We start from the raw sequence: 22592 nt of genomic DNA, 5'->3' as shown, positions 1-22592 counted from the left end.
TTTTGCGTTCAATTTAATACCGCCATTTTTGTACGTGTAACGTCATTTTGGCGCCTGATCAATAGTTCTTGACGCAGTACTTCAATGAGTTCATCTTTCGCAGTAAGCTCATTTTCCAAGTCGTTAATCATGTCGTTTTGTTTTTCAGAGTACTGAATCCACTCGTCACGATTTTCTGCCACCTTATCAAGTTCACTTTGCATAAAATGGTAATCTTTTACCAAGTTGTCATAGTCTGACAATTTTTGTTCATCTTCAAATGTGCGAGTAGTGATAAATTTTTTCATTTTGATTCTTCTTTCTAATTTGTAGTTAAAATTTAATAATATTTCGATTGTCTTCAATGCTATAATGTCTGTAGGCTACTACCAATAGCCGTGATTATAGAAAGGAGGATTATTATGGACGATGATAAATACTTTAATAGTGAATTCCTGAATTTTGAAATTGATTTATTTGAAAAAACTAACATATTGTTCCATGAGTTAACTAATAAAGATAACTCTGAAATAGCAATGATTGAGTTCCGCTGCAGTGAAATTTTTACTTTAAAAAGCAACCTAGCTCTTTTTATTTCAATACGATATGAGTTTGCTAATTCTGACATATCATCATTACTTACTTATTGGGACAACCTATTTCACGAAATAAAATCAATAATAAGCAATGATGACCGAAATACAAGTTGGCTATCAAGTAAATTTGAACATTACAAAGAACAGCATGAGCTAGTTGATGATATGTTTAGAGTAATTAAATCTAATTAAACTTATTTATTAACCCTCTATTATTTAGTGGGTTTTTCTAATGCAATCCTATTGATTTTTTCAATCGCTTCTTCCATTATGAAGCTACCTACAGAACCTGAAAGTTCAAATCTAGCTCGTCTAATAGCGTCCTTCGCTTCTCCATAGGTTGGATAAATATCAAGTGCTTCTTCTACGATTTTGTTAACTAGTGCGGTAACTTGGTGCCGTGTGTCTGTTAGTGCTTCTAACATTTTTTTATCATTCATTTCTCTCTCCTTAAAATAGTTCTAGCTTTTTAAGCTGCATTTTTGTGGCCGTAGCATCTGAAGTCGGCAGTGTTTCTTTATCAATATTGGGAACCATTGCTTCTTCCATGATAACTAAGTATCTTGGACTTAATTAAGAACTTCCCAATCATTAGACAATATGTCTTTTGCCATTGGATTCCACATTCTTCCTGCTGATCTATCATTGTCGTCTGAAAACGCGATAAATGCAGCATTTTTTGAGTTTGTCGGGACAAATTTAATATGTGGAAGTGATTTGCGGTAGATGGCTTTATTTTCATCTACTGCTTTTTTTGTTGCTTCAATAATATTCATTCTATTTTCCTTTCATCTCGTGGTAAAATCTTAGGTTAATAAATTCCATCATTGGCTTATACTTGAAAGACCAACGGTCGCCTTTTCCTTTTGGGTAATATACCCAACCACCATTTTCGAAGTCAGCTCTTTTCCTAATGGATGGCTTGCATAGAATTTCTGAAATTTTAGTTGAAGAGCGGTTGCTCTGTTTCTCAAATTCTTCCATGCCAACCCAACCATTGAATTCTTCAATTCTTGTTTCTTGCTGTGATACAATCGCTTTAGCCATCAACTCAATTGCTTCAATTTGTTTTGGTGTGAATATTAGCTCAAGTTGTTCAATTTCCATTATTAGTCCTTTCTAATTTGTATTTTGTAAAAATTTATTAACGAAGTAAATTTGACCTTTTCCTGTAACCTTGGTAGTCTTTTTAATATGAACAGTGCCATCAGGATTATTGAAAACACGTTCTTTAATCTCAAAGAATTCTTTATTCATTCCTTTTTGAGTTGGGCTATTATAAAGTTCCCCTTTGCGACTAATTAGCCAGCCATTTTCTCGCAACCACACAAACAAGCGATTTTGTCCAATATCGTAACCGTTTTGCTTGATTAGCTTTGCAAGGTCACCAACTAATATTGATGTATGGCTTGCTGCAACGCTATCAGCAAATAATGCTTTTGGTGCCATCTCAGCATTTTTTGATTCAAGTTGTTTGATTTTCTTTTGCTGATATTCAAGTGCTCGTTTTGTAACCATTTCTGGAGAGTTCCAAAAGCGTTCAACTTGAATGAAATACTGTCGTGCCTCTTTTCCCTTATCATTTCTTTGAATCATTGATATTTCTTTTGCCATATCAAGTTTTATGATATGATCCTGGAGTTCTTGCTTTGCTAGGGTGTTAAAAACTTTACACCCTATATAGTCACTGTTTTCAATAAATCCATATTTGACCATGCGGTCAAACCACGTTGAATAACGTTCTTTAACTTCTAGAAACTTATGTAGGTCTCTTGCACTTACAACTTGTTCATCATTGTTGTTTGATGTAATTTTAATTAATTCGTTCATTTTTCTCCTTTCTCTAATCGTTGTATTTAAAATACAATTAAGGGTAAAAATTAATATTTTCATAACAAACATGAAAATATTCTTCTATTTTTTCAATGTCAGGAACACTAGGAAATGTTTTAGCAGTTTCCCAATTTTGCCAGGTATTTAGATTAATACCTAACTCGGATGCAGTTTGTTTCTGAGTCATTTTTTTATTAACTCTCAATGCTCTAAGTGTTAAGGTAAAGTTTTCAGACATGCCTATCCTTTCTTTTTGTTAAATTTCTGCAACGCAGTAAAGGAAGTTCGGGAATCGAACCCGAGAACCATTCTTCCTTGTAACCTAAAATTAAAGGCTACTTATCATAACTCCGTGCTATAATAAGGTGTTCAAACTAAAATATAGAATGGAGAGTTATAAACTTGTTAAACATAGTGACGGCAAGATATTTTTTAGAAAATGTAGAAAAGAGTCAAGAGAATCCAAATTCATTTTTTGAGGGACTTTATACTAAGAGCTTTGGTAAGCATATCGATTTCTTCCTGGAGTCTAGATATACGTTTTCTAATTTTAGTCTCAGAGAAAATCCCCATTTTTTTAATAAAGTACCACTTGATTCTAAAAATGAATTCTCTCGTGTGGAAAAGAATTTCAACAATGATAACGAATTGAATAAAACTCTTAAAGAATTCAGGGAGGATATTTATAAGATTACTCATGATCTAATTGCACCTTTCTCTTCAAAAAAATTTCTTATACAAAATATTAGCGGTGGTTTTATCCAATATGTTTTATATTCTAGTGATGTGCCAATGATGGCTAAACTAGTAATGGGTATCATCATCTCGTTTTATCTTTGTAAAAGAGATTAACTTATCTCCCCCTCAAGGGGCTTTTTATTTTTCAGATACTTGTCACGGGGTTTACGCAACGTACCCACACCCTGCACAAGTCCGAAACGTTACGAATTACTCGGTCAAATGCTGTGTTTGTTCTCTGCTGCTTTCTTAAGCATGTCTTTATTATATTGTATTTTAAATACAATGTCAAGCAAAAAATACAATTTATTGTTTTTTATATTGATTTAATTGTAGTTTTAATATAAAATATAGGAAAACAGGAAATATAGAAAGAGGTAAAATCATGTCGGGTTCACTTGGAAACAAAGAAGTCATGGCTAAAAATATTGAAAAATATATGAAACGCTTTGGCTTAGATAGATATCAACTTGCTGAAATAACCGGATCAAGTTACTTTACAGTTACAGCATGGCTCAAAGCTCGTACATATCCAAGGATTGATAAAATTGAAATTATGGCAAGATATTTCAACATTTCTAAGGCAGAACTTGTTGAAGAAAATAATACTGCTGAAGAAAATTCTCCTTTAATAGAAAAAACTGTTTCAACAATGAAACAGCTTAATCAACCTCGCCAAGAAAAAGTATTTAATTTTACAACTGAGCAACTAAATGAACAGGTTGAAGAAAGCAAAGTGTCAGTTCTTGATGACTACCGCCTTTCTGATGAGTACTTGCTCGAACAAATCAGCAAAGCCAGCGCCTATGGTGGTGGAGAATTAAACGATAATGATAAGGAGTTCTTTAAACGTTTACTACGTAATACATTAAAAGATAAAATTGAAAAAGGAGAGATATGAGCAAACTAAGGGAGTTATCTCATGATCTTGGAGCAACCATCTACTTCTTTAGTACAGACGATAACGATTTAGAACTTTATGGAGATGTAAAAGGCCTTTATCTGCCTGAGTACGATATTATTTATATCCGCGATGATTTGAGCAGAACCGAGCAGGAGAATGTTATCTTGCATGAATTGGGCCATTGCAATCGTGGTCATATCCACTATACAATACACTCTAAAATGTATAGCAGCAAGCAAGAGGCAGAAGCTGATTATTATATGATTGAGTATCGCTTTAAAGAATGGATTTCTCACTGGGACTTTGAACCCGAAATATATGAATTGAAAATTGAACGTTTCATGAAAGCCTACGAATTCAACAACACTCTTTTTAATTTATGTGAAAAAGTAATAAATGGCTATTGTGGGTATTATGAAACAGCATAAAAAAGCCACCCAACTTTAGACAGGCAGGTGGCTTGACAGGTAAGTTCAGTAGTACTGAACAACACCCATTTTATGATAAAAATTGAGAATGAGGTAAATTATGGCTACATATCAAAAGAGAGGTAAGTATTGGCAGTATTCTATTTCTAGAAGTAAACTAGGTCTTCAAAGACTTACAAAGGGGGGATTCACTACTAAAAGTGAAGCTCAAGCCGAGGCGATGGAAATTGAAAGCAAAATTAAAAAAGGATTTTCTGTAGACCCTTTAAAACAAGAATTTGCTGATTATTTTATGGATTGGGCCTCCACTTATAAAAAGGGCGATGTGAACGACATAACATACGAAAATTATTTACAAACTCACAAAAGTATTGAAGAATACTTCCCGGGAGTTTTAGTTTCAGAAATAACTCAATCAATGTATCAAAGAGCACTGAATAAGTATGCTGAAAATCATGCAAAGTTAACAACAAAAGGGTTCAATACTAGAATAAGGGCAAGCATTCAACATCTTTTAGATGAAGGGAAAATACAAAAAGACTTCACTAAGCGTGCTGTCGTAAAAGGCAACGGAAACGAAAAAGCCGAAAAAGATAAGTTTGTAGATTATGAAGATTATCAAAAATTAGTAAACTACTTTAAAGATAAACTTGACCCACATTTTGCATCACCTACAATTCTTTATATTATCTCAATAACTGGTATGCGTGCCAGTGAGGTTTATGGATTGCAGTGGGAAGATATTGATTTTGACAATCAAGTGATACACTTTTACCAAACTTGGAATTACAGAGTAAAGGCTGGTGGCTTTAAGAAACCAAAGACAGAGGCTGGTGTTAGAGATATAATAATCAATAATGAAACCTGTAAGATTTTACAAGAGTTCCATGTTCAGCAAAAAGAATTGTTTAAAGATGAATCCGTAACCCCTCCACATGACTTCATATGTTACCACCCACAAAAAGGTATAGTATCACTTACTTCCGTCCAAGATACTTTGAATATAGCTTTGAAAAAATTGGACATATCTACACCATTAACAATTCATGGATTAAGGCACACGCATGCATCTGTATTGTTATATAAAGGCATAGACATTATGACTGTATCAAAAAGGCTCGGTCATGCTAGTGTTGCAATTACTCAACAAACTTATATTCATATAATTAAAGAACTTGAAAATAGAGATAATAACAAAATTAAAGAAATTTTAAATGAGTTATAAAATTGCTTACAACAATTTTGCAACAACCTTTTCATTGAATGCTATTATACAAGTGATAAAATGTACTTCTTGTAGTTCTTCATGAATGGAACTCAAGAACACGAAAAAGATTAATAGGTATTAAATGGCTATACAGGGCCATTTTTATTTTACAAATTTACATCAAACAAATTAAGGAAATAAAAAACACACCTGAAGGTGTGTCCTTGCTCTATTCACGATACGCTTGAAAATGACGAAAATAAATAAAAATTTAATTAGAGCATCAATTTAAAAGCAGGTTTGAACTTCAATAATCACGATTATTAATTCTCAATGCATATGACATAAATTTTATTAATAGAGCGGCGACAATACTTCCCAAAACAATCCCATTCAGTCGGCTTAAAATTAGAAAAGTTGGACTGGCCACATGAGTCAATAAACTCATCAAGATAACTAAAGGGTTGGTAAAAAAATTGGCAAGTGCATAATTTCTAGGCATAAAATATTCCACCAAAATATTAAGGAGCATCAACACAAGTACGATTTCGACAATAGATAGGTTAAGCAATGTCAGCCCCGCTCCTATAAGGAGTCCAACGATGCTCCCGACAATACGGCCATGATATCGTGTTTTAATAATTTTTAGTTCTTCTCCACTTAAAACTGCAGCACTACTAATAAGTACCCAGTAACCAAAATCATTTCTAAGCAGGTAAGCGATATAACCTGCAACGAAAAGAACAAAAGTAAAAGTTATCCCATCAAGCAATATTTTGGGTTGCTCATAGAGCAGAACATAATACTTATCCTTTAGACTCAGTTTATTATCATTATTTATTTCACTTTTCCAAGGAAGTTTTTCGATGAACGAGATTAATACGGCATTAAGTAAACCAGAAAGTGTACCTACCCCCAAATAGAGAATAACGGACGGAACTTGACTTAAAGATAGATGAATGCTTGTTGCAGTCGCAAATAACATGACCACAAAAAAATGTCCTGGTTTCGGAATCTTGAAGATTTTAATCACCATAAACCCAAGAAAAGAGATAATAGAAATTGCAAAGGGTAAGAGAAACATAAAATGAGCAACAAATGAACCAAGTAGAAAACCCACAATTAGACAAACACTATGAATGCTTGTTGCTTTAATATTATATACAATACTTCTTCTTTGAAATGCCAAATAACTAAAAGCGCCAAGGATGCCAATCTGAGCAACATACATATTGTGAACAAGCACCCCCACAATGAGTGGGTATAAAACCGAAAGCCCTGCTCCTAATGGTCGTAAAATTGAATCATTAACTTGCTTTGTTTTAAAAAAATCTTTAATCAAATATTCCTCCATTAACTTGTCAAAATTCTCCTCTTTATTATAGAACAAAAAAAACGCTCCCGTGGCGAATTTTAACATTTTTAAATCTCTCTTTAAAAATTTCATATCGAATGCCTGCCAAAATAAAAAATAATTTGACAGGTCTTTTTATATCTTAAACTATTTTAACATAATTGCCCTTAGAAACACCTTTTACTGAATTTCATTATTGTCCATCTTGAATCCTTTATCTAGGTTTTTCATTTCTTGATTGCATTACCTCCCAGCATTTGTGCATATCCGATGCGAACCTAGAGCAAACCACAAAAGCAACTGATGACCGTTGGATCCATGATTTGATGCCCTGCAATGAGATTACATTTGCTCAAAACTTAAGAAAATTAACCAAGCATTGTCGTGAACTAGGGAACCACTTTTATTTCGTGAATCAACTTTGAATATTCAATTGACAAGCATGGAACACAAGATATGACAATGGCAACGCACTCAGAAAACAAGCGGGTAAATGCCAGGTGTTTGTTTAATACTATCAAAAATAAAGGACGTGGATCATTAATAAACATGGCACAAAAAACGCTTGTCAAATTTGACAGGCGCTTTTTTTATCTCTTTAACGAATTGTTTTAAGAGCTGTTGACCAATTGATGAGTTGACCCAATAGTGTTTTCAATTCACCATCGTGATATGAAGCTGGTTTAAAGATTGACATATTCTCAAAATCAGTCATAAGTGACATATTAACATTTGTTTGTGTTGTAGCCATTGCAAGTTGTCCTGCAATCATGCGTAAACTTTCAATTGAACGTGCAGCTCCGAGGCCACCGTAACCAACAAATGCAAGTGCTTTATCTTTTACTTCTGGGTTCAAGAAATCAAGGGCATTTTTAAAAGTTCCTGATACGCCATGATTATATTCGGCTACCACAAAAATATAACCGTCAAACGATGCCATTTTTTCAGACCAATTCTTAATCGCTTCTCCTTGTTCTGCTGTTGCTTTTGTCCCTAAGAAAGGAAGATGATAATCAAGCAAATCAACCATTTCAAATTCTACATCTTGCCCTTGTGTAAACTCTTTTGCTTTTTGAGTCGTCCATTGTGCAACTGCCAATCCATTGCGTCCTTCGCGAACACTTCCTAAAATAATCCCAATTTTTAACATTTTTGTACCTCACTAATATTTTATTTACTATTTAACTATAACAGTTTATTTTTAAATTATAAAAGATATTGTTTACAAATGTAAACTTTAGCTTTTTCAGCCTTTTTTGATCATTTTGAAAACAAAAAAAGCTGCACTTAGAGCAGCAATTTTACTTTTCCTTGATGGCTTTGTAAATCTTATATAACAAAATAACGACAGCGACCATAAAAGAAAAAATGACAAGATAAAAAAATAATCCAAAATAAACAACAAATTCAGCTGACATCATTACTCCTTCTTTCATGTTATTCAAATAAAGAGCTCAAGAAAACCTCGAACTCCTCATAGCATACAAATTAACGATTCCTATTTTACAACCATGACATTACATGGTGCATGACTGACAACATATGTACTCGTTGAACCAAGCAAAATACGGTCAAGCAAATTTTTACCGTTTGACCCAATGACAATCAAATCAATTCCAAATTCTTCAGCGAATTCAACGATTTGTTTTTTGGGTAAACCAGTGTAATCATAAATTTCGTATGGCACCTCGCCATTAATAATTTTCTTGACGTTATCTAAAATCTGCTGTGCATTGTTTTCCAAAACTTCTAGATTAAGGGGCATTGCGTAAGGTGTACCACTTAGTTGAGTTTCATCTTTAACATGGAGTACAAAAAGCGAGGTTTGATTTCTTTTAGCAATTGCAACTGCTTCTTGTACAGCATTTTCAGATTGTTTAGAACCATCTACTGCCACTAAAATTTTATTGTATACTTCTTTCATTGTAAGCGCCTCCTTTAATTATATTATAATATATCAACTTCATATAATCAAGATATTTAGTAATTCTTTTGGCACAAAAAGATTTATTCAGCCTTAAGGCGTTTGAGGAAATAATAACCACCAAACCAAAATATAACAATGAGAATAATGGCCATAAACAGAAGTCCTATTGAACCATTTACAATTGAATGAAAGAGCGCTAAGCCTCCGAAAGCATAAATAAATCCCCATGCTAAATAGCCTGGAATAGCAGCCACTGTATATTTGAACCAGTTCCAATCAAGTAAACCAGCCCCAATTTGAACAACAGATTGTAAGCCAACGGTTAAAAAACTGAGCGGAATTACTGGCCATCCAAATTTCTCTAATGCAAGAATTGCTGTAGGGTCGGCTGCATTTTTCTTCCCCCATTTCGTCGAGATAAACCCTCGATGCATCATTTTACCAATCCAAAATGTGGCTTGTGCTCTGAAGAAAACAACTCCAAAAAGAAATAGTGTTGCTTGCCATAAGGGTAAATTGGCAACCCAATCGAGCATTCTATCAACCATCTAATTACCTCACTTCTTTTACTGATTGACCCACGATACGTAGCTGCAACCTACTTACTATCATAACATATTTGTGCATAGATTAACATGAGAAATGTTTAAATTTTACATCAAATATTATTTATAAAATTGAGTCAAGAGCTTTGCAAGAGTCCTTCCTCTCGAAAACTAAAGTAATTTAGATCTCCTATAACAAAATGATCCAAAAATTTTAGACCGACAATACCGCAAGCATCTTGCATTTTTAGTGTAAAAAGCCTGTCTTGCCTACTGGGTTGACAGTTCCCTGATGGATGATTATGAACTACTATCATCCCAACGGCCAAATTTTTGATGGCAAAATGAATGATTTCTCGAGGGTTTGCGATCGAATGGTCGATCGTCCCCTTAAATATCGTTCGCTTCTCAATAATTTTATTTTGAGCATCCAAATAGACCGCCATCAAGTGTTCTTGTTTTAAATTCTTCATTTCATTAGCCAATTGATTCCCAAAATCAGCTGAGCTCAGAATTTGTCCTTTTCTTCCTTGATTGGCTAAATAGATTCTTTTCCCAAGTTCAATCATTGCCATTATTTCTAGAGCTTTAACTTCCCCAATCCCATTAATCTCTTTCCATTCATTGAGGCTGGCTTCTCTCCATTTTTCAAGGTTACCGATTTGCTTTAAGGCTGTTGTTGCCACATCTAGTGCAGTCTGCTCTTTAATGCCTGTGCGCAAAAGAATAGCGAGCAACTCTTGGTTGGATAACTTGTTGGCACCAAATTCAAGCAGTCGTTCGCGTGGCAATAGGGACTGATTCATTTTTTTAATTGCGTACATTATTCCTCCACTTTTTAATACGTAAATTGGATTAATATGTAACAAAAAAATAGGATAAGTCCTATTTTAACGTTCAAGGTAAAATTCAAATCGTTCTCCAACATATTGCGAAAGGACATACTCAAAGGCTCTTCCGTCAGCAAGATATGAAGTTTGCGTCACTCCTAAGATTGCTGATCCAACTCTTGTTTTAAGATAATCAGAAATTTCTGTACTTGCTTTTTTAGCAGAAACAATTTGCTCGCTATGTGAAATTTCATATCCATTTTCACGTAAGGTTTTAAAAAAATTGCTTGTAATACTTTTCTTGTCAAAGAGTTTGACCAAATCAAATGGGACTGAGGCGACTTCAAAACAGATTGGAATGTTATCCGCATAGCGTATCCGTTCCATTCGTATAATCATATCTTTTTTTGTGATGTTTAATTTTTCACATTCCACATCATTTGGTGCTGTTTTAGTGTAACTGAGTACTTCAGAAGATGGAACTTTCCCTTGAGAACTGATAATATCGGTGAATGAAGTCGTTCCTCTCATTTTTTCACGGACACGGCGGCTTGCAACATAAGTCCCTGACCCCACACGTCTTTCCAAGATTCCTTCATCTACAAGGGAAGTTACGGCTTGACGTGCAGTCATTCGGCTTACTTCAAAACGCTCTGCTAAATCACGTTCTGAGGGTAAACGTTCCCCGATTTTCCAAACCCCTTTTTCCACTTCATCTTTTAAAGCATCGTGAATTCGTACATAATTCGGCACTTCTCTTCTTGCCATAAATTTACCTCTTACTATACAGATTTACAACTTGTCTAGGTCATTATAACATAGTTTTTTAAAAATTTATACTTTTTTAAAATATTACAGAAAAATGTTTTTTAGATAAAAAAAGTACTTCGAAAGTACTTTTTTACTTTATCTCATTATTTTGAAGGAACAGTGATTTTTCCTGAGATAATGTCTGCTTTAGCTGCATCTACAGCTGTTTTAATTTCAGGAGTTACATTATCAAGTCCAAGGTTTACACCACCATTTTTGAGGTCGTAAGTCGTTGTTGTTCCACCAGGGAATTTGTTGTCTTTGGCTTTATCTGCCATATCGCGTACAACTTTACCAACTTCTTTGATTGTTGATACAAGAACAAAGTTTGATTTTTTACCATCTTTTGAAGTGTAGCCACCGAGGTATTTTTGGTCTTGGTCGACACCAATCAACCATACTTTATTCGCTTCAGTTCTACCTTCATTTTGAGCCTTCGCTTCATTGAAAGCACCAACACCTACACCACCAGCACATTGGTAAACAACATCTTCGCCAGCACCGTACATTGCGTGGGCAATTGTTTTACCTTTGGCAGCATCTGTAAAGCTTTGAGCATATTGAACGTCAACTTTAATATTTGGATTTACTGATTTAGCACCAGCTTCATATCCAACTTGGAAACGTGTAATAACATCAGATTGCATTCCACCGATGAATCCAATTTTGCCAGTTTTAGATGCTTTAGCAGCAGCCACACCAGCGAGGTAAGCACCTTCATTATCAGCAAAGAGTGCTGATGCAAGATTCTTAATTGGAGCTGTTGGAGCTGAGTCAATAATCAAATACTCTGTTTTTGGATTATTTTTAGCTGCCTCTTCGGTAGCTTGTTCCAAACTGAAACCGATACCAACTTGAAGTTTGTATCCAGCTGCTTCAGCTGAGTTGAAGTTAGTTGTGTAATCAGAAGCTGAATTAGATTGGTAGTAGTTGAAACCATTCCCTTTTGAGAGGTTGTTTTCTTTACCCCATGCTTCCAAACCTTCCCAAGCTGATTGGTTGAATGAACGGTCGTTAATTCCACCTGTATCAGTGATGATGGCAACTTTAAGATCTGTCTTAGCTTTACCTGTTGTAGATCCGTTAGAACCATTTGAGCGACATCCAGCAAGGACTGCGACTGAAGCGAGTGCAACTGCACCTACAGCAAAAACACGTTTATTCATGGAAACGGTTTCCTCCAAAATTTATTTTTTAAATTGGCTAAACTTTTAGCTTAAGACTATTTTAAGCTATATTGAGTTTTTTTTCAAGTCATATTAGTAAATAAAACCGAACAATTTTTCAATTGTTCGGTTTTAACTGATTTATCATATTTATTCTGTAATGTTATGGTTATATTCCGTACAATATTAATTATATGTATCAAATAAAATTAATATTGTGATGTATCCGTTTCATTTCGGAACATCTTAAGACAAATTTTTAAATGAATATGGTAAAAGTTCACCAACGGTTGTCGTTTTCACGTCCATTGATTTTGAGACTAAATAAACCGGCATATCTGGTTGACAAAATTCGACCAATACCTGTCGACATGCTCCACAAGGTGAAATTGGATCTTCCGTTTCGCCATATACAGCCAGCGCAGAAAAATGCTGATGTCCTTCAGATATAGCTTTAAAGATTGCGGTTCTTTCACCACAATTGGTTAAGGGAAATGAAGCATTTTCGATGTTACAGCCCGTAAATAGAGTCCCGTCTTCCGTCAGTAATGACGCACCGACTGGAAAATGAGAATAAGGGACATAAGCATTTTTTGAAGCAGTCCTGGCACTTTCAAAAAGTTCATGATTAGTAATTGTCATTTGACACTTCGCCTTCCATGATCGCAATACTTGCTGACACACCCAGACGATTTGCACCTGCTGCGATGACTGCTTGAGCTTCTTCAGCAGAATGAATTCCTCCAGATGCTTTTACACCCATGTCAGTTCCAACGGTTTCACGCATGAGTTTAACATCGGCAGGCGTTGCCCCACCAGTAGAAAATCCTGTTGATGTCTTAACAAAATCGGCCCCTGCACGTTTTGCAGCAAGACTTGCTTGAACTTTTTCGTCATCTGTCAACAATGATGTTTCGATAATGACTTTGAGTACATGACCGCTTTTGACTGAGTTAACCGCTGCAATATCTGATTCGACCAAATCCCAATTTCCATCTTTAGCAGCACCAATATTGATTACCATATCAATTTCGTCAGCTCCATTTTTGATTGCGTCGGCTGCTTCAAAGGCTTTAACTGCACTTGTATTTGCCCCAAGAGGGAAACCAATAACGGTACAAACATTTGTCACGTGACCTTTTAGTTCTTCTGCTGCAAAACTTACCCACGTTGGATTAATGCAAACCGAAGCAAAATCATAGGCTTTAGCTTCATCAATAATTTGTTGAACTTTTGCTTTTGTAGCGTCAGCTTTGAGGATGGTGTGATCGATATAAGTATTGAGTTTCATAGTTTTTTCCTTCTATTTTGTTTGACTTTTGATGTAAATGACGGCAATTCCCACATAAATGAGAGAATAGGTAATAATAAAGGCGAAAAAGCCAGCGATTCCTCCATGCCATAAAAACATTGAAAAACCGCCAACTAATAAGGCCAATACCGTCTGTATTATTTTAATATTTTTCGGTAGTGGATCAGGTGCTTGTTTCATTAACGTACAATCTCGATAATTTCTTTTTGATGGATTTTGTCGTTCGATATTTCAATTGCTGCGTTAAATTCTGCTATGAGTTCAGCAGTAATTGGTTTATTACTGTATAAAGTAGCAATTAAATCACCTTTTTCAACAAAATCGCCTACTTTTTTGGCAAGTGTTACGCCTGCCTCAAAATCAATCGTATCTGTTTTTGTTGCGCGACCAGCTCCTAGTTTCATGGCTAAAACGCCAACACCTAGAGCTTTTTCAGCTGCGATGTAGCCAGCTTTTTCGGCATGAATTTCAACTTTATATTTAACATTAAGCTCAGCAGTCAAGTGATCAAATGCTGTAGGGTCGCCTTCTTGAGCTTTGACCATTGCCACAAATTTCGCGTAAGCAGAACCGTCATCTAAATGAGAAATGATTTCCTCGATGCTCTTAGATTCCCCAGCCAATGAAAGCATGAGCTGAGCTAATTCAGCAATAAAGGTTCTAAATTCTTTGGACCCCTTGCCATTTAAAGTGTTTACAGCCTCTGTAATTTCATTTCGATTACCAATAGCCATGCCAAGAGGTTGACTCATATTTGTGATGACGGCTACTGTTTCACGACCGACAGACTTTCCTAAATCGACCATTGTTCGAGCCAAAATACGTGCATCTTCAACAGATTTCATAAATGCACCATCACCAACCGTCACATCAAGCAAAATAGCATTTGATCCAGCAGCAATCTTTTTAGACATGACTGAACTTGCAATAAGTGGAATGATATCTACGGTAGCTGTCACATCACGGAGCGCATAAAGTAATTTGTCAGCTTTGACAAGATCGTCCGATTGGCCAATAACAGCGAGTCCTGCTGTTTTCACTTGTTCAATAAAAGCATCTTCTGATTTTTCAATGTTAAAGCCTGGGATCGATTCAAGTTTATCAAGTGTTCCTCCCGTGTGACCTAACCCTCGTCCCGACATTTTAGCCACTGGGACACCGAAGGAGGCAACCAAAGGTGCTAAAATCAAAGTTACTTTATCTCCAACACCACCAGTTGAATGTTTATCAACTTTGATACCAGGGATTGCACTCAAATCAATTTGTTTACCTGAGGCAACCATTGCCATTGTTAAGTAAGCCGTTTCTTCTGTCGTCATGCCTTTGAAATAAATAGCCATAGCCCAAGCAGACATTTGGTAATCTGGAACAAATCCAGTCACATAATTTTCAATAATCCACTCGATTTCTGCTTTCGAAAACGCTCCACCATCACGTTTTTTCTGAATGAGGTCAACCATTCGATAGGTCATATTCTCTCCTTTAATTCTAATAACTTCTTAATTTATTGTTTGTATGAGCGCAAAACATAGTAGCCCTTGTCTTTTTTTATTATCTGGCAGTTACCGAAAACTTCTTGCATTTTCTTTGCTGCGCTTGGTGCACCTTGTTTTTTCTGAATTACAACTGTTAAATGTCCCTCCTTATTCAGATGGTCAATTGCACCAGATAAAATTTTGTGAACGACTTCCTTTCCTGCGCGAATCGGGGGGTTGCTGATGATTGCATCAAATTTTTCATGGACATTTTCATAACAATTAGAGAGATAGATGTCATCGGTGCTGATCCCATTGGCTTGTGCGTTTGTTTTTGATAAATCAAGGGCCCGCGAATTGACATCCACAAGTGTTACTTTCATGTCATATTTTTTTGCTAAAGTTAATCCGAGTGTGCCATAACCACAACCGACATCCAGCAAGCTTTTGGCTTGCTCTGGTACGAAATTTTCTAGAAGGACTTTTGACCCAAAATCAATTGCCGATTTACTAAAAACACCCGCATCTGATTGAAAAGTCATATTAATGCCTAGTAACGCGACTTTTATTTGCTTCAAATCGTGTCTTAAATCACGATTATCTTCATAGTACATATTTGTATTTACCATTAATTAATTTTAACATAAAACGCTTTAAAATTGGGAGAAAAATTTTTCATAAATTAAACAAAATATTGAAAAATCATACATATAATCATCCTATTTTCTTGAAAAATCCATTTATATTTCCAGTTAATCAAGTTTTTTTTTATTATTTCATTAATAATTAATATTATATAAATAATCATATCAGACTTCTGCAATATTACTACAAAAAGTTGCAATGTTGTAAGCGTTTAGTTACAAGCTATTACAAAGATAAGTTATCTTCTTTGATGTCTGAAAAATTTATTTAATTATGCTAAAATAGTTCCATGAATCCATATACCAACTATGACGAAATAAGCCGAGAAAAATGGCAAAATTTATACAAATCATCAATTGCGCCACTTACAAGTGAAGAACTGGAAAGCATTAGGTCGCTCAATGATGAAATCTCATTGCAAGATGTTCAGGATGTTTATCTTCCACTCGTACACTTGCTCCGTCTTTACAAGAAAAACTTAGAAGACATGAGCTTTTCTAAAGGTCTTTTTTTACAAAAAATTGTGAAAACGCCACCATTAATTATTGGCATCTCAGGTTCTGTTGCCGTTGGTAAGTCTACAACAGCTCGTTTAGTACAACTCCTTCTGTCAAGAGCTTTCAAAAAATTAACGGTTGAGCTTGTCACAACGGACGGCTTTTTATACCCAAATCAAGTCCTATCGGATCAAAATTTACTTGATCGTAAAGGTTTTCCAGAGAGCTATGATATGGAGCGCTTGTTAAATTTCCTCTATCAAATCAAAAATGGCGAAGATTGTGAAATTCCAATTTACTCCCACGAAGTATATGATATTGTGCCAAATCAAATGCAACAAATCGTCAACCCTGATATTTTAATCGTCGAAGGAATCAATGTTCTTCAAAGCCCAGAAAGTCAAATGCTTTATTTCAGTGACTTCTATGACTTTTCAATTTATGTAGACGCCGATGAAAAATTGATTGAACAATGGTTCTTAGAAAGATTCGACAGTTTGCTTAATTTGGCACAACAAGATCCAAGTAATTTTTATCATCAATTCACAAAAATGCCCAAAAACGAAGTGATGGGTATCGCTAGAAAGACTTGGGCAGAGGTCAATCAAGTCAATCTTCATCAATACATTGAGCCTACCAAAACCAGAGCGGAGATTATTCTACATAAAACGGATAATCATCATATTGATAAAATATACCTTAAGAAATTTTAATGCGCTAGTCCAAACTAGTGCTTTTTCTCGTTTTATGGTAAAATAAGAGAAGTTAATTTATTGAACAAAAGTGCTGGCATTTTAATTGTGCTTGTTTTTTAATTTAAAAATCTAAGACACTTTTGCATCTTTTTATGGAGGTCCCCTTGCTCGATCACAAACTAGAAACCATTATCGTTCTTGATTATGGTTCACAGTATAATCAACTCATTTCACGACGCATTCGTGAAATTGGCGTCTTCTCTGAACTCAAATCGCACAAGATCACTGCAGCTGAAGTTCGTGAAATTGCACCCGTTGGAATCATTCTTTCTGGTGGTCCTAATTCCGTTTATGATGAAGGTTCGTTTAATATTGACCCTGAAATCTTTGAAATTGGTGTTCCAATTCTTGGAATTTGTTATGGTATGCAACTCATGAGTTACAAACTAGGCGGAAACGTTGAAGCAGCTGAAGATCGTGAATATGGTAAAGCAATGATAGAATTGCAAACTGAATCGAAACTTTTTGCTGGAACACCAAGCCCTCAACAAGTCTTGATGAGTCATGGTGATAAAGTAACAGCCATCCCAGAAGGTTTTGAAGTTGTTGCGACAAGCCCTAATAGCCCTTATGCTGCTGTTGAAGACAAAGCCCGCCGTTTTTATGGGATTCAATTCCACCCAGAAGTCCGTCATTCAATTTACGGAAACGACCTTTTGCGCAATTTTGCTTTAAACATCTGTGGTGCTAAAGGTGACTGGTCAATGGAAAACTTCATTGAAATGCAAGTTGCATCCATTCGTGCAAAAGTGGGTGACAAAAAGGTTCTTCTTGGACTATCAGGTGGGGTTGATTCATCAGTCGTTGGAGTTCTTTTACAAAAAGCAATTGGTGACCAATTGACTTCTATTTTCGTAGACCATGGCTTCTTACGGAAAGGTGAAGCTGATCAAGTGATGGAAACTTTAGGTGGTAAGTTTGGTCTCAACATTATCAAAGTTGATGCCCAAAAACGTTTCATGGACAAACTTGAAGGCCTTTCTGATCCTGAAACAAAACGAAAAATTATTGGAAATGAATTCGTTTATGTTTTTGATGACGAAGCTACAAAATTAAATGGGATAGAATTCTTGGCCCAAGGGACGTTGTATACCGACGTTATTGAGTCTGGTACAGATACAGCTCAAACGATTAAATCACACCATAATGTGGGTGGATTACCTGAGGATATGCAATTCAAGTTGATTGAACCTTTGAATACGCTATTTAAAGATGAAGTTCGTGCTTTGGGAACCCAATTGGGCATGCCTGACGAAATTGTTTGGCGCCAACCTTTCCCTGGCCCTGGTCTTGCAATTCGCGTTTTAGGTGATTTGACTGAAGAAAAGCTTGAAACCGTTCGTGAATCTGACGCTATTTTACGTGAAGAAATAGCCAAAGCTGGTCTCGATCGTGACGTTTGGCAATACTTCACAGTTAACACAGATGTTCGTTCTGTTGGTGTCATGGGTGATGGACGTACATATGACTATACCATTGCCATTCGTGCCATCACTTCAATTGATGGCATGACAGCTGATTTTGCTCGGCTTCCATGGGATATTCTGCAAAAAATTTCAGTCCGCATCGTCAATGAAGTAGATCATGTCAACCGCATCGTCTACGATATAACGAGTAAACCACCAGCAACAGTTGAGTGGCAATAATAAAAATAACCATCGCCTTGAGGCGGTGGTTATTTTATAAAAAAATCACATTTAAGTGATTTTATTTTTTCTTCATTAAGACTGTCTCAAACGAAAACAGATCAGCTCGATGAATGGTTTCTGAATATTCAAATGGTCGCCCATCTGTTAAGAATCCAATTTGGCTACTATATATAATGGGATCACCTGCCGGAATTTCCAGAATATCGGACTCTGCTTGGCTTGCTTTCCGCGCTTGCATTTTACGATGTGAACTCCCAATTGACAATTTCAGTTCTTCTTCTATATATTTATAAATCGAACCCTGACATATTTTCAAGGTTAAATCCTCAACAATGGCTGCAGGCATGAATGTATTTTCAATGACATAGGGATGACCATCTACATTTCTTAGTCTTTTTACATGATATACTTGGGCAAATTTTGAAATCTTTAAATGTTCAATCAATTCCTCTGAGGCTGTTATCACTTCAAAGGTAAGAATTACAGAGCTGACTTCATCGTTTGGAAACGAATCCGTCGTTCCCTGAAATTGGTTGACGGATTGTAAATTTTCCATTTCGCTGTGGTTCAATTCCTTTACAAATGTACCACTACCACGACGTTTGACAATAAGTCCTTCTTCAACAAGCCCGTCCATAGCATGCTTAACTGTCATTTTAGAAGCTTTATAGATCGCACAGAATTCAGCTTCGCCCGGTAATAATTGACCAGATGAATAGTAACCAGAAATAATTTTTTTTCGGACATCATTTCTAATTTTCAAATATTTATTCAATGTTAGACCCTCCTAAAATAATTAAGATAAGTACTATGATAACATGAAAATAAATAATTTCCTATTTATTACTTTATTTTCTCAAATATTAGTCTATATTACTTTAATTTAGATAATGCACTTGCAAAGTCCCCAATTGTTGCAGAACCATTATTGTTTGCTACAGGAAGCACCAAATAGTCATTAACTTGACCTGGTAGATCAACATACCCATTCAATAATTTTTCAAATTCGGATTTGACTAATTCTAACATACCCGGCTTGGCCATTACGCCACCACCAAAAACAATTTTCTCAGGAGCAAAATTTAATGTGGTATTTACAGCAGCTTGAGCAATGTAATAGGCTTGAATTTCCCAAACAGGGTGACTTTCAGGTAAATTTTCTCCTCGAATCCCTGTACGTGCCTCGATTGACGGTCCAGAAGCAAGTCCTTCAAGGCAATCCTTATGAAATGGACAGATACCAACGAAATCTACATCTTTCGGGTGTCGTTTGACAAATTGATGACCCATTTCAGTATGTGAAAATCCTCCGATAAATTGACCCTCTTGAACTGCCCCACCACCAATACCAGTACCAATTGTGAAATAGACTAAACTTTTTTCTCCCGTAAGAATCATTTCCCCATAGGCACTCGCATTGACATCTGTCGTGAAACTCATCGGTACATGAAGTTCTTTTTTTAATTGTCCAAGAAGATCAAAATGAGCCCACCCCTTTTTGGGTGTTGTTGTAATAGAGCCATAGGTTGGGCTCTTATGATTGATATCAATTGGACCAAACGAACCAATCCCAATCGCCTCCACTTGATTTTCCTTAAAAAAAGCAATGGTTTTTTTAATGGTTTCTTCAGGACTGGTTGTTGGAATCTGTATAGATTTCAATATATTATACTTTTCATCCCCTACTGCGAGAACAAATTTTGTCCCCCCAGCTTCAATACTTCCTAATTTCTTCATCTCATTTTTCCTTTGTTTGTATAAAATCTGCAGCAGCACCGATAAGATTGGCATTGTTACGATAATGACAGATTGCTAATTCGGGCATAAATGGTGCAATTCTGATCTTGTCCATGATTTTTCTAAGTTGCTTTTCCAATTCGGGAATCAACCAATCCGCTTGAGAAACTCCCCCACCTAAAATGATCAATTCTGGATCGAATGAGTACTGTAAATTAAAAATTCCTTTAGCAACGTTATAGGTAAAAACCTCCATTTCTTCTTTGGCAATTTCATCCCCTGCAAATGCTAACTCAAAGATTTCAATCGCATCCAGCTGTTGATTTGTTCTTTGGTTATAACGCTCTGCCATTCTTACCGTGGTTCCTAACTGTGAAAAACTATGTTCGTTATCCATTAGCATGAAACCAAACTCACCCCCGAATAAATGTTTTCCGTGATGCACTTTACCATCCATGACAACACTACCGCCAACACCGGTTCCCAAGACAATAAACAAAACATTGTTTAAACCTTTTGCTGCACCAAATTTAACCTCGGCAAGGGCCGCACAATTAGCGTCATTTTCAATAGATACGGGAAGCTCAAATATTTCCTCCAGTGCTTTATGAATATTAAAGTTATGAATGTAAGGTAAAGCACTGGCTCCCTCGATGACACCTGATTGTTTATTAACTGCACCAGGTGCACTAATTGCCACACCGGAAAGATGATGTTTTTGCTTATAAGTCGTGACAATATCGCTCAAGACTTGATAAAATGAATCTAAATTATCTGGAGTATCAACTGAGCCCAATTCAGCTAATTCTTTTTCATAAATTGCATATTTTATCGATGTTCCACCAATATCAATTGTTAATAATGTCATAAAGTCTCCTTATTTAATTAAATCTATTGTAACAAAAAAATGATGAAAGCGCTCGATTATATATAAAATAAATCTATATTTACAAATAAATAAAAAACACTGAAAATCAGTGTTTTAAAATTTTTTTGTAGTTGTTTGCCATTCTTTTGACATAAATTTTTCATTATTTATTTTATAGTCAGTATCATAATTTGACTTACTATTCATAAATTTTTGAATCGCTAAATTTGCTTGAAGCCAGCCCACCGATCCAAAATGATCTGTATCTCCTATAAAGTAAGGTGTATTGTACTGGTCGGTAAAATCAGTAATCTCGTTGAAGCCTTGTGATCTCAACTGTGAAGTGATCTTCTTACTAAAGTCTTTCATCATTGGCATTGATAAGCCCGTATAACGGTACCACTTATCATTGACAGGCTGAATGATAAACTGAACTTGGTCATGATTTTGAGCAAAAAAGTTGAGCAAGGCTTGAAAATCAGTGAACTCCGGACTTGATAAATAACTCACTTTGTCCTGATAACCTTTCAACTTCTTCCAACGGGGTCCTAAATTTGTTAGCCAGACACGATTGTTAACATCAAATGGGTTATTATCTTGAGTATTTTCGGCATAATTGACCGCCATCTTATCAAGTGTATTCACGTTTTTTATTTTCGGCAAAGACTGACTTGTTTTTTCCATTTTCGGTAATACGTTAATATTTTTATTTCTAATGGTACTTATCCCAGAAAATAAAGTATCCTCTTTTTTCCAAATTTGATAAGTTGCATCTATTAACAGATGTGAAAGGGGATTAATTTTCTTTCCATCAGCCAGTGCTCGTAAGCCATTTGCAATCAATGCATCATCTTCAGCACCTTTAAACTCAAGTAAACGTTGAGCCATCACCCGAGTTTCCATGGTATTCGGATTTGCCGATTTCATCCAGGCATAAATTTCCCCTTTTGATATAAACTGCTCGAAAGCCGACTCATTAATTCCACGTTGCGTAAACCATTGGGGACTAATAATGAACACAATTTTACGATTTTTTAATTCGTTGGAAACTGAATTCAAATAAAAGTAATGTGTCAATGAAGAGGTCCCTGGCATTCCAATGAGGTAGGGGACATATTTATCTGGATACCTCATAAAAAAGCTCGTTGGATGAAATGGATTGACGTGTTCTAATTCAGATGACCCTAATATTGGTAAATAATCTTTGTTGGCAAAAGATTGTTCTTTCGACGTGTAACCGATAAAATTTAGGCGATTTGATGGGTCTGCCGCAAATTCATTCAGCTCCTGCTTTGAATATTTTGGAGCAACATTAAAAGGCAGAAAGATAAGCAAGA

29 protein-coding genes are annotated in these 22592 nt (G+C 35.6%); 7 read left to right on the top strand and 22 right to left on the bottom strand.

Annotated features, from left to right (window positions below):
* Positions 1 to 8: 8 nt before the first annotated feature.
* Entirely contained in the window at positions 9 to 287 is a 279-nt protein-coding gene (locus tag RT41_RS08670; RefSeq protein WP_096818962.1) for a hypothetical protein, read from the bottom strand.
* Positions 288 to 401: 114 nt separating this feature from the next.
* On the opposite strand from RT41_RS08670, the gene RT41_RS08665 reads away from it, so the two are divergent.
* The gene (locus RT41_RS08665; RefSeq protein ID WP_096818960.1) at positions 402 to 767 is read left to right on the top strand and encodes a hypothetical protein; all 366 of its coding nucleotides are present in this window, start codon (positions 402 to 404) and stop codon (positions 765 to 767) included.
* Positions 768 to 787: 20 nt separating this feature from the next.
* On the opposite strand, the gene RT41_RS08660 is transcribed toward RT41_RS08665, so the two are convergent.
* The 5 genes from RT41_RS08660 to RT41_RS08640 all read right to left on the bottom strand — a co-directional run bounded on the left by RT41_RS08660 (position 788) and on the right by RT41_RS08640 (position 2646).
* Entirely contained in the window at positions 788 to 1000 is a 213-nt protein-coding gene (locus tag RT41_RS08660; protein ID WP_180752707.1) for a hypothetical protein, read from the bottom strand.
* Between the two features lie 144 nt (positions 1001 to 1144).
* Positions 1145 to 1351, bottom strand: coding sequence for a Thoeris anti-defense Tad2 family protein (locus tag RT41_RS08655; RefSeq protein WP_096818958.1), 207 nt, complete (start codon positions 1349 to 1351; stop codon positions 1145 to 1147).
* Between the two features lies 1 nt (position 1352).
* A complete protein-coding gene (locus RT41_RS08650; protein WP_143467358.1) occupies positions 1353 to 1682 on the bottom strand; it encodes a DUF771 domain-containing protein in 330 nt (109 codons plus the stop codon).
* A gap of 12 nt (positions 1683 to 1694) precedes the next feature.
* On the bottom strand, positions 1695 to 2405 hold the full coding sequence (locus tag RT41_RS08645) for a phage antirepressor KilAC domain-containing protein (protein ID WP_054639951.1): 711 nt from the start codon (positions 2403 to 2405) through the stop codon (positions 1695 to 1697).
* Positions 2406 to 2442: 37 nt separating this feature from the next.
* Positions 2443 to 2646 carry a helix-turn-helix transcriptional regulator gene (locus tag RT41_RS08640; protein ID WP_096818957.1) on the bottom strand — a complete coding sequence of 68 codons (204 nt, stop codon included), beginning with the start codon at positions 2644 to 2646 and terminating at the stop codon, positions 2443 to 2445.
* 164 nt (positions 2647 to 2810) lie between these two features.
* On the opposite strand from RT41_RS08640, the gene RT41_RS08635 reads away from it, so the two are divergent.
* The 4 genes from RT41_RS08635 to RT41_RS08620 all read left to right on the top strand — a co-directional run bounded on the left by RT41_RS08635 (position 2811) and on the right by RT41_RS08620 (position 5703).
* On the top strand, positions 2811 to 3260 hold the full coding sequence (locus RT41_RS08635; protein WP_096818955.1) for a hypothetical protein: 450 nt from the start codon (positions 2811 to 2813) through the stop codon (positions 3258 to 3260).
* A gap of 271 nt (positions 3261 to 3531) precedes the next feature.
* Positions 3532 to 4047, top strand: a complete 516-nt coding sequence (locus RT41_RS08630; RefSeq protein WP_096818953.1) for a helix-turn-helix transcriptional regulator — start codon at positions 3532 to 3534, stop codon at positions 4045 to 4047.
* Entirely contained in the window at positions 4044 to 4478 is a 435-nt protein-coding gene (locus RT41_RS08625; protein WP_054639954.1) for an ImmA/IrrE family metallo-endopeptidase, read from the top strand. Before RT41_RS08630 ends, RT41_RS08625 begins: the two co-directional genes overlap by 4 nt.
* A gap of 100 nt (positions 4479 to 4578) precedes the next feature.
* Complete coding sequence (locus RT41_RS08620) at positions 4579 to 5703, top strand: site-specific integrase (RefSeq protein ID WP_096818951.1); 1125 nt, start codon at positions 4579 to 4581, stop codon at positions 5701 to 5703.
* 289 nt (positions 5704 to 5992) lie between these two features.
* Here RT41_RS08620 and RT41_RS08615 read toward each other — a convergent pair whose 3' ends face one another.
* The 12 genes from RT41_RS08615 to RT41_RS08560 form a co-directional block, all read right to left on the bottom strand.
* Positions 5993 to 7027: an FUSC family protein gene (locus RT41_RS08615; RefSeq protein ID WP_180752706.1), complete on the bottom strand. Its 1035-nt coding sequence runs from the start codon at positions 7025 to 7027 to the stop codon at positions 5993 to 5995.
* Positions 7028 to 7637: 610 nt separating this feature from the next.
* Positions 7638 to 8189 (bottom strand): NADPH-dependent FMN reductase, encoded by a 552-nt coding sequence (locus RT41_RS08610; protein ID WP_054639955.1) that lies wholly within the window; start codon positions 8187 to 8189, stop codon positions 7638 to 7640.
* A 348-nt stretch (positions 8190 to 8537) separates the two neighbouring features.
* Positions 8538 to 8963, bottom strand: a complete 426-nt coding sequence (locus RT41_RS08605; protein ID WP_054639956.1) for a universal stress protein — start codon at positions 8961 to 8963, stop codon at positions 8538 to 8540.
* An 83-nt stretch (positions 8964 to 9046) separates the two neighbouring features.
* The gene (locus RT41_RS08600; protein WP_096818947.1) at positions 9047 to 9514 is read right to left on the bottom strand and encodes an SNARE-associated domain-containing protein; all 468 of its coding nucleotides are present in this window, start codon (positions 9512 to 9514) and stop codon (positions 9047 to 9049) included.
* A 134-nt stretch (positions 9515 to 9648) separates the two neighbouring features.
* Positions 9649 to 10335, bottom strand: a complete 687-nt coding sequence (radC, locus tag RT41_RS08595; protein ID WP_054639957.1) for a RadC family protein — start codon at positions 10333 to 10335, stop codon at positions 9649 to 9651.
* Positions 10336 to 10401: 66 nt separating this feature from the next.
* Positions 10402 to 11109, bottom strand: a complete 708-nt coding sequence (locus tag RT41_RS08590; RefSeq protein ID WP_096818945.1) for a GntR family transcriptional regulator — start codon at positions 11107 to 11109, stop codon at positions 10402 to 10404.
* A 146-nt stretch (positions 11110 to 11255) separates the two neighbouring features.
* A complete protein-coding gene (locus RT41_RS08585) occupies positions 11256 to 12317 on the bottom strand; it encodes a BMP family lipoprotein (RefSeq protein WP_096818943.1) in 1062 nt (353 codons plus the stop codon).
* A 246-nt stretch (positions 12318 to 12563) separates the two neighbouring features.
* On the bottom strand, positions 12564 to 12959 hold the full coding sequence (locus RT41_RS08580) for a cytidine deaminase (protein WP_096818942.1): 396 nt from the start codon (positions 12957 to 12959) through the stop codon (positions 12564 to 12566).
* The gene (gene deoC, locus RT41_RS08575) at positions 12946 to 13608 is read right to left on the bottom strand and encodes a deoxyribose-phosphate aldolase (protein WP_054639958.1); all 663 of its coding nucleotides are present in this window, start codon (positions 13606 to 13608) and stop codon (positions 12946 to 12948) included. Before deoC ends, RT41_RS08580 begins: the two co-directional genes overlap by 14 nt.
* Positions 13609 to 13620: 12 nt before the next feature.
* Positions 13621 to 13809: a hypothetical protein gene (locus tag RT41_RS08570; protein ID WP_054639959.1), complete on the bottom strand. Its 189-nt coding sequence runs from the start codon at positions 13807 to 13809 to the stop codon at positions 13621 to 13623.
* Positions 13809 to 15101: a pyrimidine-nucleoside phosphorylase gene (locus RT41_RS08565; protein WP_096818940.1), complete on the bottom strand. Its 1293-nt coding sequence runs from the start codon at positions 15099 to 15101 to the stop codon at positions 13809 to 13811. Before RT41_RS08565 ends, RT41_RS08570 begins: the two co-directional genes overlap by 1 nt.
* A gap of 32 nt (positions 15102 to 15133) precedes the next feature.
* Positions 15134 to 15733 carry a class I SAM-dependent methyltransferase gene (locus tag RT41_RS08560; RefSeq protein ID WP_054639961.1) on the bottom strand — a complete coding sequence of 200 codons (600 nt, stop codon included), beginning with the start codon at positions 15731 to 15733 and terminating at the stop codon, positions 15134 to 15136.
* A gap of 305 nt (positions 15734 to 16038) precedes the next feature.
* Between RT41_RS08560 and coaA the strand changes: the two genes are divergently transcribed.
* Positions 16039 to 16959 carry a type I pantothenate kinase gene (gene coaA / locus RT41_RS08555; protein WP_096818938.1) on the top strand — a complete coding sequence of 307 codons (921 nt, stop codon included), beginning with the start codon at positions 16039 to 16041 and terminating at the stop codon, positions 16957 to 16959.
* A 146-nt stretch (positions 16960 to 17105) separates the two neighbouring features.
* Entirely contained in the window at positions 17106 to 18647 is a 1542-nt protein-coding gene (guaA, locus tag RT41_RS08550) for a glutamine-hydrolyzing GMP synthase (RefSeq protein WP_245811652.1), read from the top strand.
* Between the two features lie 61 nt (positions 18648 to 18708).
* Here the strand turns inward: guaA and RT41_RS08545 are convergent, their stop codons facing one another.
* The 4 genes from RT41_RS08545 to dltD all read right to left on the bottom strand — a co-directional run.
* A complete protein-coding gene (locus tag RT41_RS08545) occupies positions 18709 to 19425 on the bottom strand; it encodes a GntR family transcriptional regulator (RefSeq protein ID WP_054639963.1) in 717 nt (238 codons plus the stop codon).
* 98 nt (positions 19426 to 19523) lie between these two features.
* A complete protein-coding gene (gene scrK / locus RT41_RS08540) occupies positions 19524 to 20387 on the bottom strand; it encodes a fructokinase ScrK (RefSeq protein WP_054639964.1) in 864 nt (287 codons plus the stop codon).
* Between the two features lies 1 nt (position 20388).
* Positions 20389 to 21255 carry an ROK family protein gene (locus RT41_RS08535; protein WP_054639965.1) on the bottom strand — a complete coding sequence of 289 codons (867 nt, stop codon included), beginning with the start codon at positions 21253 to 21255 and terminating at the stop codon, positions 20389 to 20391.
* A gap of 114 nt (positions 21256 to 21369) precedes the next feature.
* Positions 21370 to 22592, bottom strand: a 1223-nt coding sequence (gene dltD / locus RT41_RS08530; RefSeq protein WP_180752705.1) for a D-alanyl-lipoteichoic acid biosynthesis protein DltD, incomplete at its 5' end; no start/stop codon positions are given.

This window comes from Lactococcus fujiensis JCM 16395, assembly GCF_002441655.1.
Lineage (GTDB): Bacteria > Bacillota > Bacilli > Lactobacillales > Streptococcaceae > Lactococcus > Lactococcus fujiensis.
Note: the sequence above shows the minus strand (reverse complement) of the source record. Positions and strands in the feature narration are given on the sequence as shown.